Origin of the sequence: Streptomyces sp. NBC_01803 (genome assembly GCF_035917415.1) — a bacterium.
Lineage (GTDB): Bacteria > Actinomycetota > Actinomycetes > Streptomycetales > Streptomycetaceae > Streptomyces.
In genome coordinates, this window is the sequence record NZ_CP109073.1 from 2,250,183 (window position 1) to 2,265,000 (window position 14,818).

Here is a 14,818-nt window from a genome sequence, read left to right on the forward strand (position 1 = left end):
CAACACCCCATCGATTTCCGACGGGAGCACTTCGAGGTCGAACCCTGTTCAGGGCTCGTTCGTCGATATCCACTTGTACCGGCGCGGCACACAGGCTGCCTGCTACCGAACCTACCCCCGGCGCGGGCCGTCCGGCACCCTTACCGGTCCGTAGATCGGGGGCCGTCAGATCCACCCGGTAGGAGGACCCGCCACGACGGCCGCGCCGACCGGCAGGCCGCCCGAGGAACGCACCGCCCGCGCCGCCTCGGCGAGCGAGGCGCCGGTGGTCAGCAGGTCGTCCACGAGCACCACGGAGTCACCCGCGATCAGCGCCCCCGGCCGTACGACCAGCGCTCCCGTCAGGTTCGCCACCCGCTGCCCGGCCGTCAGCCCCGACTGGTCGGCGACGCGGCGGCGTTGCCGCAGCGCGGGCCGCACCCGCACCGCGAGCCCGTCCCGCCGGAGCCACCCGGCCGCCGCCAGCGCGATTCTTCGCACCGGATCGTGCCCGCGCCCGGCCACCGCCGAACGTGCCGACGGCACCGGCACGAGGCTGAGCACCCGGCCCTCCGCCGCCCCGGCGGCCCCCGCGGCCCGCACGGCGAGGGCCAGCGCGCGGCCCAGCGGCCCGGCCAGCGACAGCACCCCGCGCTCCTTGTGGGCCAGCAGCACGGCGCGCGCCTCGTCGACGTACGCCACGGCCGCGTAGACGGGCGGCAGTCCCTCGGGCTCGGGCACCGGCCGCACCCGCCGGGCCGGGCCGGCGCTCAACAGCCCCCGGCACGACGCGCACAGCACGGCGCGCGCCCCGCCGCAGCCGGCGCACTCCGCCGGAAGCACGAGGGAGCCGAGCTCCCGCCACCATCCCCGCATGACACCCACCGTGACGGACCGGAAGCCATAGCGCCAACCCACGGAGGGGAGTTTCAGCCATCAGCCGGGATAGACGGGGGCGAATCCACCCTTCGCGTCGGCGACGACCTTCCACTGGGCGTCGTCCTGGAGCCGCGCGATGTCGTCGCCCGTCTGCGCCAGCAGTGGCTGCCGCTCGTCCTCCGCCGCCGCGACGGCGGTGACATTGTTGAGCCCCGGAACGGTGGGAGTGTTCAACGGGGAGCCGTCCGTCGCCACATAGTGCAGCTGCTCGACGCCGTCGTCCGGACGGCCCACTACCACGAGTCGGCTGCCGCCGGCCCAGGACGCCGCGACCACGTTCTCCAACTCCGGCGCGACCGGCCGCGGTGCGTCCACGGACACCGCGACGCCGTCCTCCGACCGGGTCCGCTCCACACGGCCGAGTCGCAGCGTCGTGTGCCCGTCGCCGCTGACCAGCATCGCGATCCGCACCCCGTCCGAGGCCACCCGGACCGCCTCGATCCGCTGCCCCTCGCCCAGGCCGGCGACCGGTACCTCCCGCGGCTGTCCCTCGCCGCCCGTCAGCCGCAGCAGCCGCGGCCCGTGGGGGTCGCGGTCCGCGACCCACAGATCGCCGAGGCCGTCCCAACTCGGCGCGCTCAGTCCGGCGTCCGCGCCGCCGGACTCGCTGGTGAGGACCGCCTCCAGCTCCGCGTCCTCCTCGGCCATCGAGGCGACGTAGAGGGTGGACCCGTCCGCGCTGACGCCCGCGCCCCGCTGCTCGTCCCGGTCGACCGCCACCCCGCGCAGCTCGACGCCGGGCTCGCCCAGCGCGCCGCGCACCGGCCGCGGAGCGCTCTGGTCGTCCACCACGGACACCAGCCGCCCGTCCTCGTCGAGGAAGTACGCGCGCGCCACCTCGCCGTCACTCAGCCCCGGCGTGTACGCGTCCGCCTCGGCGCGGCTGACGGCGCAGAGTTGGGACCCGTCCTCGGCCAGCAGCACGGTCTCCGTCAATGTCTGGGAGGCCACCTCCCGCACCGTCTGGAGGAGCTGCGCCGCCATCAGCTCGCAGCGGTAGCGCGGCCAGTCGTCCGGTACTCCGGACAGCCGCACCGTCAGGGTGCCCGAATCACCGATCACCGATCCGGCCGCCAGCTGGGCGCCCGCGGGGAAGGCCGTGGTCACCACCGGGTCGTGCCACTCGCTCGGCCCGTCGAGCAACGCGCGCACGGTGTCCCCGACCGGGTCGATCCGGCGCCGCACATACACCGGATCCGGCACCAGTGCCTCGTCGCCGCCGGACGCCCGCGGCGCCTCGGCGCCCAGATCGGCGTAGTAGTACGTGTCGACCGAGCGGTAGATCCGGCGGAAATCCGCCTCGCTCATCACGAGGCCGTCCGGCAGCGCGTCGATCCGCCACTCGCCGTCCACCTGGCGCAGGTCGAACGTCCCCCGGTACGCGCCGGTCTGCGGCGTGTACACGTGCGTGCCGTCCACCGTGGCCAGCCGGGCGCCGCTCAACTCGACGCGCGAGTCCCCGCCGCGCGGGCTGCTCAGTCCCAGCCCCGACGACAGCACGGTGATGCCGGTGAACGGGTCCCAGGACCCGGCGCGTTCCGGCGTGAGGTACTGCCTGGCCGTCTCGAACCGTTCGTCGTCGCTGGTGATCGCCTCCAGGAAGCCGCGCACGATCTGCTGCGGCAGCGCGTCGTCCTGCGGCGCCACCCCGTAGACCCGCACCAGCGACTCGCTGTCCGGCCGCTGCGAGGAGTCCACACTCTGCACCGGGCCGCTGCCCGGCATGGAGGCGCAGCCGCTCAGCAGCAGCGCCACCGCCGCCAGCGAACCCGCCGCCCGCCGCACCGCGCCCCGCCCGCGCCCCGCCCGCCGCCGTCCGCGCACCCGCTCACTCCCCGCGCCCATGGCCGCCCTCCGCCCCCGGCTCGCCCGCGTCACCGCTCACCGCGGCGACCCGCTCCTGCCGTCCCGACCCACCGCTCGCGCCGCGCGCCCGGTTGGCCCGCGAATCACCCGGCTCCAGCGGCAGCGGCGACCCGCGCAGCGGACCGCCGACCGTGCGCGGCAGCGTCAGCCGGAACTGCGCGCCGCCGCCCGGCTCGCCCCACGCCTCCAGCCGGCCGCCGTGCAGATGCGCGTCCTCCACGGCGATCGACAGTCCCAGCCCGGTGCCGCCCATGGTCCGCGCCCGCGCCGGGTCGGCCCGCCAGAAGCGGCTGAAGACCTGCTCCGCGTCGCCGGGCCGCAGCCCGATCCCGTAGTCGCGCACGGCGATGGCCACCATCCCGCCGTCCCGACTCGCCGCCAGCCGCACCGCGATGTCGCGGCCCTCGCCGTGCTCGATGGCGTTGACCACGAGGTTGCGCACCACGCGCTCGATCCGCCGCGGATCGGCCTCGGCGACGACCGGCCGGGTCGCGCCGCGCACCAGCAGCCGGCTGCCCTTCCGTTCGGCCAACGGCTCGGCGCCCTCGACCACCCGGTGCACCACGTCCCGCAGATCGGTGTCCTCCGCCTCCAGCCGGGCCGCGCCCGCGTCGAAGCGGCTGATCTCCAGCAGGTCCGCGAGCAGCGACTCGAACCGGTCGAGCTGGCTGAGCAGCAGCTCCGCCGACCGCGCGGTGGCCGGGTCGAACGCGCCGCGCGACTCGTGGATGACGTCCGCCGCCATCCGCACCGTCGTCAGCGGCGTGCGCAGCTCGTGCGAGACGTCCGAGACGAAGCGGCGCTGCATCCGCGACAGCTCCTCCAGCTGCTGGATCTTGAGCTGGAGGTTGCGCGCCATCTTGTTGAACGACTCGCCCAGCCGCGCGATGTCGTCCTCGCCGCTGACCTTCATCCGCTCGTGCAGCCGCCCGGCCGCCAGCCGCTCCGCGATCCTGGCCGCCATCCGGACCGGCGTGACCACCTGCCGCACCACCAGCCAGGCGATGGCGCCCAGCAACACCACGACGAACAGCCCGGCCGTCGCGATGGTGCCCGTGACCAGGCTGAGGGACTTCTCCTCCTGCGTGAAGGGGAAGACGAAGTAGAGCTGGTACTGGTGCCCCTCGTTGTCCGTCAGCCGCCTGCCGATGATCAGCGCGGCCTCGGTGTCGCCGTTCTGGCGGACGATCGTGTGGTACTGCCGGTGCGTCGCCAGGTCCGCGTCCAGCGCGTCCCGCAGCTCCTGCGGAATGCTCAGCTCCGGGTTGATGCTCCGCTCCGGGTTGACGTCACCCTGCGCGCGCGCCCCCAGCGGCGCCGACGCGGTGTCCCCGACGAACGGCGTGGACAGCTGCGACGGGAGCGCCACCACCGAGAACACGCCCTGACCGCCGCTGGCGAGCTGCTGCACGATGCTCGTCATCCACTCGCCCGCGTCGGCCGACTGCCCGGCCCCGGCGCCCTGGCCGTCACCGTCGCCCGCGGCCTGCTCCTTCGCCGCCGAGAAGCCGCCCTCCGCCTGGCTCTGCGCCGTCTGCCGCTTGGCCTCCAGCAGACCGTTGCGCACCTGCCCGATCACCACGAAGCCCAGCACCAGCACCACCGCGAGCGAGAGCAGCAGCGTGCTGGCCACCACGCGGAGCTGGATGTTGCGCCGCCACAGCCGCATCACCGACAGCAGCGGGCCGCGCGCCCAGCGCCCGAAGATCCGGATAGCGGGCTGGGCCCGGCCGCCCGTCGCCCTTTCGGTCAGCAGCCGGGGGCCCTGCCACCACATCCGGTCGGACACGTCAGCTGGACCCGGCCTTGTAACCCACCCCGCGGACCGTCACCACGATCTCCGGCCGCTCCGGATCCTTCTCCACCTTGGAACGCAGTCGCTGCACATGCACGTTGACCAGCCGGGTGTCCGCCGCGTGCCGGTACCCCCACACCTGCTCCAGCAGCACCTCGCGGGTGAACACCTGCCATGGCTTGCGCGCCAGCGCCACCAGCAGGTCGAACTCCAGCGGCGTCAGCGAGATCGCCTGGCTGCCCCGCTTCACCGAGTGCCCCGCCACGTCGATCACCAGGTCGCCGATCGCGAGCTGCTCGGGCGCCGGCTCCTCCGAACGCCGCAGCCTCGCCCGGATGCGGGCGATCAGCTCCTTCGGCTTGAAGGGCTTGACGATGTAGTCGTCCGCGCCGGATTCGAGGCCGACGACCACGTCGACCGTGTCGCTCTTCGCGGTGAGCATGACGATCGGGACGCCGGACTCACCCCGGATAAGGCGGCACACCTCGATGCCGTCCCGGCCGGGCAGCATCAGGTCCAGCAGGACCAGATCCGGCTTGATCTCCCGGAACGCGGCCAGCGCCTTGTCCCCGTCCGCCACGAACGACGGTTCGAACCCCTCACCGCGCAGCACGATGCCGAGCATCTCCGCCAGCGCGGTGTCGTCGTCGACGACGAGTACGCGACCCTTCATGCCTTCATCATTCCATCCCCTGAATCCGACTCTGCCGAGCGTGACCTGGAACACACTTCCGAAAGGTTCCCACGGTCAACGGGCGACACCACACCCAGCTCGGTGACAATCGCCGTCACGAGCTCGGGAGGCGTCACGTCGAACGCCGGGTTGTACGCCTGCGCGCCCACCGGTGCCACCGGCACCCCCGGCGCGATATCCGTGACCTCGTGCCCCGGCCGCTGCTCGATGTGGATCGCCGCGCCGTCCGGCGTCGCCAGATCCACCGTGCTCGCCGGAGCCACCACCACGAACGGCACCCCGTGATGCCGAGCCAGCACCGCCAGCGGGTAGCTGCCCACCTTGTTGGCCACCGAGCCGTCCGCCGCGATCCGGTCCGCCCCGATGAACACCGCGTCCACCTCACCGGCCGCGAACAGCGACCCGGCCGCCGAGTCCGCCAGCACGGTGTACGCCATCCCGTCGCGCGCCGCCTCGTAGGCCGTCAGCCGCGCGCCCTGGAGCAACGGCCGCGTCTCGTCCACCCACAGCCGCCGCAGCTCCCCCGCCCGGTGCGCGGCGCGCACCACCGCCAGCGCCGTGCCCTCACCGCCCGAGACCAGCGCGCCCGTGTTGCAGTGCGTCAGGATCCGGTACCGGCCGCCGGGCAGCAGCTCACCCAGCAGCTCCCGGCCCAGCTCGGCCATCCGGTCGCTGGCCGCCGCGTCCTCCCGGTGCAGGGCCACCGCCGCCTCCAGCGCCGCCCGCGCCGCGGCCGGCCCGTCGCCGCCCACCGCCCGGTAGGCCGCGAGGGCCCGCTCGACCCCGTGGGCCAGGTTCACCGCGGTCGGCCGCGCCTGGGCCAGCGACCGCGCCGCGTCCACCACGTCGTATCCGCGCACGGCGGCCAGCGCGACGCCGTAGGCCCCGGCGAGGCCGAGCACCGGAGCGCCGCGGACGGCGAGCGACTGGATCGCCGCCACGAGCCCCGGGACATCCGTACAGATGAGCTCCACCTCCTCGACGGGCAGCCGGGTCTGGTCGAGCAGCACCAGCACCGGCCCGTCGGGCGGCTCGGCCCAGCGCAAGGCGGGGAGTCTGAGATCAGCCATTGGCACAGTCTGCCCTTCCAGCAGAGGCGAGAGAAGGCGAGGGCCCCCGGGACCACTTCGGCGCGCCCGCCGTAACGCCATGGCACGATGGGCGCCATACCCGCCCGGCGACGACAGTCGGCGGCGTCGGCGACAGAGGTGTGAAGCGACCGAGGAGAGATTGTGAGCGACTCGCCGGGCTGGGCGTCCCCCGGATCACCACCGCCGGAGAACGGCCGCAACGACCCCGCGCCCGCCGAACCGCAGGCCCCGCCCCAGCCCCCCGCGCCTCAGGGCTGGCAGAGCGCGCCCCCGCCGCCGCCCCCGGCGCAGCCCGGCTGGCAGGGCGCCCCGGCACCCGCCGGGTGGGGCGGCTGGGGCGGCTGGCACCCGCACACGTTCGCCGCCAAGCCCGGCGTCATCCCGCTCCGCCCGCTCGGTATCGGCGAGATACTCGACGGCGCGGTCTCCACCGCCCGCGCCCACTGGCGAACCGTGCTGACCATCGCCCTCGGCATCGCCATCATCACCGAACTGATCTCCGCCGTCGCGATGCACACCTGGATCGGCGACAGCTCCGGCATCGCGGCCCTGGAGGAGAAGCCGAACCCCACCGACGAGGAGATCCGCGACGCCTTCACCGACCTCGCCGCGCTCGCCTCCGTCACCTCCGTCGTCGCCTTACTCGGCAGCGTCCTGGCCACCGCCATGCTCACCATCGTCGTCAGCCGCGCGGTCCTCGGCCGCGAGGTCACCGTCGCCGAGGCGTGGGCGGACTCCCGCTCCCGGCTGGCACGTCTGCTGGGCGTGGTCCTGATCGTCCCGCTCCTCTCCATCCTGGCCGTCGGCGTCCCCGTCCTGCTCGCCGCCCTGACCGGCGCCGTGGCCCTCGCCGTCGTCGCCGCCATCGGCGGCGGGGTGCTCGCCGTCTGGCTCTGGGTGCGGTTCTCGCTGGCCGCGCCCGCCCTGATGCTGGAGCGCCAGGGCGTTCTCGCCGCCATGCGCCGCTCCGCCAAGCTCGTGAGCGGCTCGTGGTGGCGCGTCCTCGGCGTCCAGATCCTCGTTCTCGTCCTGCTCACGGTGGTGGGCGGCATCATCGAGATCCCGACCTCCATCCTCGCCGGAATCGCCGCCGGAAACGGCGGGGACAGCTTCTTCCAGGGCACCACGAGCGACATGACCTGGACCTACCTCGCCGTCGCCGGCATCGGCTCGGTCATCTCCTCCACCATCACCCTCCCCATCGGCGCCGGCGTCGTCGCCCTGCTCTACATCGACCAGCGCATCCGCCGGGAGGCCCTCGACCTCGAACTGGCCCGCGCGGCGGGCCTCGGCGACCAGGGCCGGGAAAGCTGACGCCATGGCGCTGCCGTGGGCCGACGACCCGCCCGGCCCGCCCCTCGTCATCGACCGCGAGCCCGCCCGGGACGCGGCCGAGCGCGAGCTGTCCGGACAGCGCTACGCCGAGCACGAGCCAGGCCCGATCCGGCGCGCCTGGAGCTGGCTGTGGGAGCAGCTCTTCGGCGCCCTGGAGAACGCCGCGTTCAACACCCCCGGCGGCTGGCTCGGCCTGCTGATCATCGTCGCCGTCACCGTCGGCCTGATCATCGCCCTCCGGCTGCGCCTCGGCGGCCTGCGCACCGCCCGCTCGGCCGGGCCGGGCCGGGCCGGCGCCGTGTTCACCGACCGACCGCGCACCGCCGCCGAGCACCGCGCCGCCGCGCAGGAGCACGCCGCCGCCGCCCGCTGGGCCGAGGCCGTGCGGGAACGGATGCGCGCCGTCGTCCGCGACCTGGAGGAGCGAGCCCTGCTCGACCCGCGCCCCGGCCGCACCGCGAACGAGGCCGCCGCCGAGGCCGCCCGCCCGATGCCCGCCCTCACCGGGGAGCTGCGGTCGGCCGCCGCCACCTTCGACGCCGTCACCTACGGCGGCCTGCCCGCCGGCCCCGACGACTACGCCCGGCTGGCCGACCTGGACACCCGACTACGCCGCGCCAAGCCCGACCTCACCGCCACCGCCCCGTCCTGGACGGCGCCATGAGCGACACCGGCACCGACACCGGCACCGGTACCGACACCACGGCCGTCTCCCCCGACGCCCGGCGGCTCTGGCTCCGCGGCCGGGGCCTCCTCACCGCCCTCGCCCTGCTCGTGCTGGCCGGCGCCCTCCTCGGTCTGCTCACCTCCGGCGACGACGGCAGCCTCGACCCCCGCTCCGCCACCCAGCACGGCAGCCGCGCCATCGCCGAGCTGCTCGCGGACCGAGGCGTCGACACCACCCTGACCACCACCGCCCGCGAGGCCGCCGCCGCCACCGGTCCCGACACGACTCTCCTCGTCGTCCGCCCCGAGGCCCTCACCGACAGCACCCGCGAGATCCTGCGCCGGGCCGCCTCGGACACCGGCGCCCGGCTCGTTCTCCTCGCCCCCGGCCAGGCGGCACTCGACACCTTCGCCCCCGGAGTGCTGGCCGCCGGCCCCGCCACGGTCGAGGAGCGGCAGCCCGACTGCGCCGACCCCGTCGCCCGGCGAGCGGGCAGCGCCCGCCTCGGCGGCTACGGCTACGTCCCGCCCGCCGCCGAGGGCACCGGCTGCTACCCGGTCTCCGGGCTCCCCACCCTCGTCACCCTCCCCACCGGCCCCGCGGCCGGCGAGACCGTTCTCCTCGGTGCCGCTGACCTCCTCCACAACCAGCATCTCGACGAGGACGGCAACGCCTCCCTCGCCCTCCAGCTCCTCGGCGCCCGCGACCACCTCGTCTGGTACCTGCCCTCCGGCGAGGAGGCACCCGGCGCCGCCGAGGAGGAGAGCCTGCTCGGCCTCCTCGACCCCGGCTGGCGCTGGGCCACCCTCCAGCTCGCCCTCGCCGTCGCCCTCGCCGCCCTCTGGCGCGCCCGCCGCCTCGGCCCCGTCGTCACCGAACGGCTCCCCGTCACCGTCCGGGCCGCCGAGACGACCGAGGGCCACGCCCGCCTCTACCACCGGGCCGGCGCCCGTGACCGCGCCGCCGACGCGCTGCGCGCCGCCACCCGCGACCGCCTGGCCCCCCTGGTCGGCGTCGCCCCGGCGGCGGCCCACACCCCCGAGGCGCTCCCGGCCGCCGTCGCCGCGCACACCGGGGACGCCCCCCAGGCCGTGCACGCCCTGCTCTTCGGCCCGCCCCCCGGCGACGACACCGCCCTCGTCCGGCTGGCCGACGACCTCGACGCGCTGGAACGGCGCGTCACCCCCGACGCGACGAAAGGCAAGGACCACAGCTCGTGACCGAACCGACAGCCGGAAGCCCGCACGCGGCTCTGGAAGCCCTGCGCGGCGAGATCGGGAAGGCCGTCGTCGGCCAGGACGCGGCCGTGACCGGCCTGGTCGTCGCCCTCCTGTGCCGGGGCCACGTCCTCCTCGAAGGCGTGCCCGGCGTCGCCAAGACGCTGCTCATCCGCACCATGGCCGCCGCCCTCGAACTGGACACCAAGCGCGTCCAGTTCACTCCCGACCTCATGCCCAGCGACGTCACCGGCTCGCTGATCTTCGACGCGCGCACCGCCGAGTTCTCCTTCCAGGCCGGCCCGGTCTTCACCAACCTGCTGCTGGCCGACGAGATCAACCGCACCCCGCCCAAGACCCAGGCGTCGCTGCTCGAAGCGATGGAGGAGCGCCAGGTCACGGTGGAGGGCCTGCCCCGCGCGCTCCCGGACCCCTTCCTCGTCGCGGCGACCCAGAACCCCGTGGAGTACGAGGGCACCTACCCGCTTCCCGAGGCGCAGCTCGACCGCTTCCTCCTCAAGCTCAACCTCCCGCTGCCCAGCCGGAGCCAGGAGATCGACGTCCTCACCCGGCACGCGGCGGGCTTCGACCCCCGCGATCTGGCGGCGGCCGGCGTCCGCCGCGTCGCCGGCCCCGCCGACCTGGCCGCCGCCCGCGCCGAGGTCGCCAAGGTGTCCGTCTCCCCCGACGTCACCGGCTACGTGGTGGATCTGTGCCGCGCCACCCGCGAGTCGCCCTCACTCTCCCTGGGTGCCTCGCCGCGCGGCGCGACCGCGCTGCTCAACACCTCCCGCGCCTGGGCCTGGCTCTCCGGCCGCGCCTACGTCATCCCCGACGACGTGAAGGCCCTCGCCCTGCCGACGCTGCGCCACCGCGTCCGGCTGCGCCCGGAGGCGGAGATGGAGGGCGTGACGGCGGACAGCGTGATCACCGGCCTGCTGGCGCGCGTCGCGGTGCCGCGCTGATGGCGCTGTCCGGGCGCACGGCCCTGATCGCCGCCCTCGGCGCCCTGATCGTCGGTCTCCTCCCGGGCTGGCACGGAGTCCTCGCCGTCTGCCTCCCGCTGCTGGCCGCCCTCCTGTTCGACCTGGCCCGCGCCGCCCCGGTCCGCTCGCTCCGCCTGGAGCGAGCGGGCGCGACCTCGGTACGCCTGGGCGACGACGCGAACGTGCACCTGACCATCACCAACCCGTCGGCCCGCCCGCTGCGCGCCGAGTTGCGCGACGCCTGGCCGCCGAGCAGCTGGCGCCCCGGCATCAGCTACGCCGCGGCTCGGCACCGCCTCGCGGCACCGGCCGGTGAACGCCGCCGCCTGACGACCGTGCTGCACCCCACCCGCCGGGGCGACCACCGGGCGGTACGGGTCACGATCCGCTCGCACGGTCCACTCGGCCTCGCCGCCCGCCAGGGCAGCCACGCGGTGCCGTGGACGCTGAGCGTGCTGCCACCGTTCGCCAGCCGGAAACACCTGCCGGCGAAGCTGGCCCGGCTGCGCGAACTGGACGGTCGCACCACGCTGCTGACGCGCGGAGAGGGCACGGAGTTCGACAGCATCCGGGCCTACGTGCCGGGCGACGATGTCCGTTCGATCGACTGGCGGGCCACGGCCCGGCAGTCCTCGGTCGCGGTGCGCACCTGGCGTCCGGAGCGCGACCGTCACCTGCTTCTCGTGCTCGACTCCGGCCGTACGTCGGCGGGCCGGGTCGGTGACGTGCCGCGCCTGGACGCGGCGATGGACGCGGCCCTGCTGCTCACGGCGCTCGCCACGCGGGCTGGCGACCGGGTCGACCTGCTCGCGTTCGACCGCGTGACGCGCGCGTCCGTGCGCGGCCGGACGGGCGGGGACACTCTGCCCGCCATGGTCCAGGCGATGACCCACCTCGAACCGGAGCTGATCGAGACCGACACCCGCGCCCTGGCCGCCGCCGCCCTGGCCGGCGCACCGCGCCGCTCGTTCATCGTGCTGTTCACGGGCCTGGACACGGCCCCGGTCGAATCGGGGCTACTGCCGGTCCTGCCGCGGCTCACCCAGCGCCACACGGTCCTGGTGGCGGCCGTGGCCGACCCGCGTGTCGCGGAGATGGCCCGCGCCCGCGGCACGGTCCCCGGCGTCTACGAGGCAGCGGCGGCGGCGCGGCACCAGGCCGAACGCCGACGCACGGTCGAACGTCTCCACCGCCTGGGCGTCACGGTCGTCGAGGCCGCCCCCGAAGAACTCCCCCCGGCCGTCGCCGACGCCTATCTCGCCCTGAAGGCGGCGGGAAGGCTGTGACGTGAGGAAATGGGCCGTCTGAGAAAAGCGCCGTGACACAAGAAATGCGTAGGGCCCGCTGGAATTATCCAGCGGGCCCTACGCATTTATTTCTAAAGATTGTCCGGCGGTGTCCTACTCTCCCACACGGTCCCCCATGCAGTACCATCGGCGCTGGAGGGCTTAGCTTCCGGGTTCGGAATGTAACCGGGCGTTTCCCCTCCGCCATGACCACCGGAACACCCTGAGGGTATCCCTACGGTTCTCTGGCTTCGAGATTTCACAGTGGACGCGAGCATCTGCGGACAAGCCCTCGGCCTATTAGTACCGGTCAACTCCACCCCTCACAGGGCTTCCATCTCCGGCCTATCAACCCGTTGGTCTCACGGGGGCCTTACCCCATCAAGTGGGTGGGAGTCCTCATCTCGAAGCAGGCTTCCCGCTTAGATGCTTTCAGCGGTTATCCCTCCCGAACGTAGCCAACCAGCCATGCCCTTGGCAGAACAACTGGCACACCAGAGGTTCGTCCGTCCCGGTCCTCTCGTACTAGGGACAGCCCTTCTCAAGACTCCAACGCGCACAGCGGATAGGGACCGAACTGTCTCACGACGTTCTAAACCCAGCTCGCGTACCGCTTTAATGGGCGAACAGCCCAACCCTTGGGACCAACTCCAGCCCCAGGATGCGACGAGCCGACATCGAGGTGCCAAACCATCCCGTCGATACGGACTCTTGGGGAAGATCAGCCTGTTATCCCCGGGGTACCTTTTATCCGATGAGCGACGGCGCTCCCACAAGCCACCGCCGGATCACTAGTCCCTGCTTTCGCACCTGCTCGACCCGCCAGTCTCACAGTCAAGCTCCCTTGTGCACTTACACTCACCACCTGATAACCAACCAGGCTGAGGGAACCTTTGGGCGCCTCCGTTACTCTTTAGGAGGCAACCGCCCCAGTTAAACTACCCACCAGACACTGTCCCCGATCCGGATCACGGACCCAGGTTAGACATCCAGCACGATCAGAGTGGTATTTCAACAATGACTCCGCACCGGCTGGCGCCGGCACTTCACAGTCTCCCACCTATCCTACACAAACCGAACCGAACACCAATATCAAGCTATAGTAAAGGTCCCGGGGTCTTTCCGTCCTGCTGCGCGAAACGAGCATCTTTACTCGTAATGCAATTTCACCGGGCCTATGGTTGAGACAGCCGAGAAGTCGTTACGCCATTCGTGCAGGTCGGAACTTACCCGACAAGGAATTTCGCTACCTTAGGATGGTTATAGTTACCACCGCCGTTTACTGGCGCTTAAGTTCCCAGCTTCGCCCCGAAGAGCTAACCGGTCCCCTTAACGTTCCAGCACCGGGCAGGCGTCAGTCCGTATACATCGCCTTACAGCTTCGCACGGACCTGTGTTTTTAGTAAACAGTCGCTTCTCGCTGGTCTCTGCGGCCACCCCCAGCTCAGATGGTAAACACCCTCACCAGGAACGGCCCCCCTTCTCCCGAAGTTACGGGGGCAATTTGCCGAGTTCCTTAACCATAGTTCACCCGAACGCCTCGGTATACTCTACCTGACCACCTGAGTCGGTTTAGGGTACGGGCCACCATGAAACATCGCTAGAGGCTTTTCTCGACAGCATAGGATCATCCACTTCACCACAATCGGCTCGGCATCAGGCCTCACCCACATGTCGCACGGATTTACCTGCACGACGGGCCACACCCTTACCCCGGGACAACCACCGCCCGGGATGGACTACCTTCCTGCGTCACCCCATCACTCACCTACTACCCCATCGGGCCACCGGCTCCACCACTCCCCCATCACCCGAAGGATCAAAGGGCGGCTTCACGGGCTTAGCATCAAGAGATTCAGCGCTGGCGCTTCACGGCGGGTACCGGAATATCAACCGGTTATCCATCGACTACGCCTGTCGGCCTCGCCTTAGGCCCCGACTTACCCTGGGCAGATCAGCTTGACCCAGGAACCCTTAGTCAATCGGCGCACACGTTTCCCACGTGTGAATCGCTACTCATGCCTGCATTCTCACTCGTGAACCGTCCACAACTCGTTTCCACGGCTGCTTCACCCGGCACACGACGCTCCCCTACCCACCACGCTTACACGTAGTGACACGACTTCGGCGGTGTACTTGAGCCCCGCTACATTATCGGCGCAGAATCACTCGACCAGTGAGCTATTACGCACTCTTTCAAGGGTGGCTGCTTCTAAGCCAACCTCCTGGCTGTCTCTGCGACTCCACATCCTTTCCCACTTAGCACACGCTTAGGGGCCTTAGTCGATGCTCTGGGCTGTTTCCCTCTCGACCATGGAGCTTATCCCCCACAGTCTCACTGCCGCGCTCTCACTTACCGGCATTCGGAGTTTGGCTAAGGTCAGTAACCCGGTAAGGCCCATCACCTACCCAGTGCTCTACCTCCGGCAAGAAACACACGACGCTGCACCTAAATGCATTTCGGGGAGAACCAGCTATCACGGAGTTTGATTGGCCTTTCACCCCTAACCACAGGTCATCCCCCAGATTTTCAACTCTGGTGGGTTCGGGCCTCCACGCGGTCTTACCCACGCTTCACCCTGCCCATGGCTAGATCACTCCGCTTCGGGTCTTGGGCATGCTACTCAACCGCCCTCTTCGGACTCGCTTTCGCTACGGCTACCCACCAACAGGTTAACCTCGCAACACACCGCAAACTCGCAGGCTCATTCTTCAAAAGGCACGCAGTCACGACAACCGAGCGCAAGCACTCGACTGCGACGCTCCCACGGCTTGTAGGCACACGGTTTCAGGTACTATTTCACTCCGCTCCCGCGGTACTTTTCACCATTCCCTCACGGTACTATCCACTATCGGTCACCAGGGAATATTTAGGCTTAACGGGTGGTCCCGCCAGATTCACACAGGATTTCTCGGGCCCTGTGCTACTTGGGAAACACACAAGGAAGCCATCACGATTTCGT

The 14,818-nt window shown here is 71.5% G+C and carries 10 protein-coding genes and 2 rRNA genes (1 of these 12 running past the window's edge); 5 read left to right on the forward strand and 7 right to left on the reverse strand.

The window, feature by feature from the left end:
- Positions 1-165 precede the first annotated feature (165 nt).
- Genes OIE51_RS09680 through mtnA form a run of 5 tightly spaced genes read right to left on the reverse strand, consistent with a single transcriptional unit; the run spans position 166 to position 6,343 of the window.
- Positions 166-855, reverse strand: a complete 690-nt coding sequence (locus OIE51_RS09680) for a ComF family protein (protein ID WP_326596961.1) — start codon at positions 853-855, stop codon at positions 166-168.
- Positions 856-915: 60 nt separating this feature from the next.
- On the reverse strand, positions 916-2,763 hold the full coding sequence (locus OIE51_RS09685) for an LpqB family beta-propeller domain-containing protein (protein ID WP_326596963.1): 1,848 nt from the start codon (positions 2,761-2,763) through the stop codon (positions 916-918).
- Positions 2,747-4,561: an MtrAB system histidine kinase MtrB gene (gene mtrB, locus OIE51_RS09690; protein ID WP_326600585.1), complete on the reverse strand. Its 1,815-nt coding sequence runs from the start codon at positions 4,559-4,561 to the stop codon at positions 2,747-2,749. Before mtrB ends, OIE51_RS09685 begins: the two co-directional genes overlap by 17 nt.
- Positions 4,562-4,574: 13 nt before the next feature.
- Positions 4,575-5,252 (reverse strand): two-component system response regulator MtrA, encoded by a 678-nt coding sequence (gene mtrA / locus OIE51_RS09695; RefSeq protein WP_326596965.1) that lies wholly within the window; start codon positions 5,250-5,252, stop codon positions 4,575-4,577.
- On the reverse strand, positions 5,249-6,343 hold the full coding sequence (gene mtnA / locus OIE51_RS09700) for an S-methyl-5-thioribose-1-phosphate isomerase (protein WP_326596967.1): 1,095 nt from the start codon (positions 6,341-6,343) through the stop codon (positions 5,249-5,251). Before mtnA ends, mtrA begins: the two co-directional genes overlap by 4 nt.
- Before the next feature lie 162 nt (positions 6,344-6,505).
- Here mtnA and OIE51_RS09705 point away from each other — a divergent pair, with 162 nt between their 5' ends.
- From OIE51_RS09705 to OIE51_RS09725, 5 genes are read left to right on the forward strand one after another with little or no spacing between them, the layout of a single operon-like run.
- The gene (locus tag OIE51_RS09705; protein ID WP_326596969.1) at positions 6,506-7,678 is read left to right on the forward strand and encodes a DUF7544 domain-containing protein; all 1,173 of its coding nucleotides are present in this window, start codon (positions 6,506-6,508) and stop codon (positions 7,676-7,678) included.
- A 4-nt stretch (positions 7,679-7,682) separates the two neighbouring features.
- Positions 7,683-8,363 carry a DUF4129 domain-containing protein gene (locus tag OIE51_RS09710; RefSeq protein ID WP_326596970.1) on the forward strand — a complete coding sequence of 227 codons (681 nt, stop codon included), beginning with the start codon at positions 7,683-7,685 and terminating at the stop codon, positions 8,361-8,363.
- The gene (locus OIE51_RS09715; RefSeq protein WP_326596972.1) at positions 8,360-9,586 is read left to right on the forward strand and encodes a DUF4350 domain-containing protein; all 1,227 of its coding nucleotides are present in this window, start codon (positions 8,360-8,362) and stop codon (positions 9,584-9,586) included. The genes OIE51_RS09710 and OIE51_RS09715 overlap by 4 nt, the downstream gene beginning before the upstream one ends.
- Positions 9,583-10,548, forward strand: a complete 966-nt coding sequence (locus OIE51_RS09720) for an AAA family ATPase (protein WP_326596974.1) — start codon at positions 9,583-9,585, stop codon at positions 10,546-10,548. The genes OIE51_RS09715 and OIE51_RS09720 overlap by 4 nt, the downstream gene beginning before the upstream one ends.
- Positions 10,548-11,855, forward strand: coding sequence for a DUF58 domain-containing protein (locus tag OIE51_RS09725; RefSeq protein WP_326596975.1), 1,308 nt, complete (start codon positions 10,548-10,550; stop codon positions 11,853-11,855). The genes OIE51_RS09720 and OIE51_RS09725 overlap by 1 nt, the downstream gene beginning before the upstream one ends.
- Positions 11,856-11,956: 101 nt before the next feature.
- On the opposite strand, the gene rrf is transcribed toward OIE51_RS09725, so the two are convergent.
- Positions 11,957-12,073, reverse strand: a 5S ribosomal RNA gene (gene rrf / locus OIE51_RS09730).
- A 62-nt stretch (positions 12,074-12,135) separates the two neighbouring features.
- Positions 12,136-14,818 (reverse strand): 23S ribosomal RNA (locus OIE51_RS09735) (it continues 424 nt past the right edge of the window).

Excerpts from the sequence above, each read along its gene's own strand:
- OIE51_RS09680 (WP_326596961.1), bottom strand. The coding sequence starts at position 855 with ATGCGGGGATGGTGGCGGGAGCTCGGCTCCCTCGTGCTTCCGGCGGAG.
- OIE51_RS09685 (WP_326596963.1), bottom strand. The coding sequence starts at position 2,763 with ATGGGCGCGGGGAGTGAGCGGGTGCGCGGACGGCGGCGGGCGGGGCGC.
- mtrB (WP_326600585.1), bottom strand. The coding sequence starts at position 4,561 with ATGTGGTGGCAGGGCCCCCGGCTGCTGACCGAAAGGGCGACGGGCGGC.
- mtrA (WP_326596965.1), bottom strand. The coding sequence starts at position 5,252 with ATGAAGGGTCGCGTACTCGTCGTCGACGACGACACCGCGCTGGCGGAG.
- mtnA (WP_326596967.1), bottom strand. The coding sequence starts at position 6,343 with ATGGCTGATCTCAGACTCCCCGCCTTGCGCTGGGCCGAGCCGCCCGAC.
- OIE51_RS09710 (WP_326596970.1), top strand. The coding sequence starts at position 7,683 with ATGGCGCTGCCGTGGGCCGACGACCCGCCCGGCCCGCCCCTCGTCATC.
- OIE51_RS09715 (WP_326596972.1), top strand. The coding sequence starts at position 8,360 with ATGAGCGACACCGGCACCGACACCGGCACCGGTACCGACACCACGGCC.
- OIE51_RS09725 (WP_326596975.1), top strand. The coding sequence starts at position 10,548 with ATGGCGCTGTCCGGGCGCACGGCCCTGATCGCCGCCCTCGGCGCCCTG.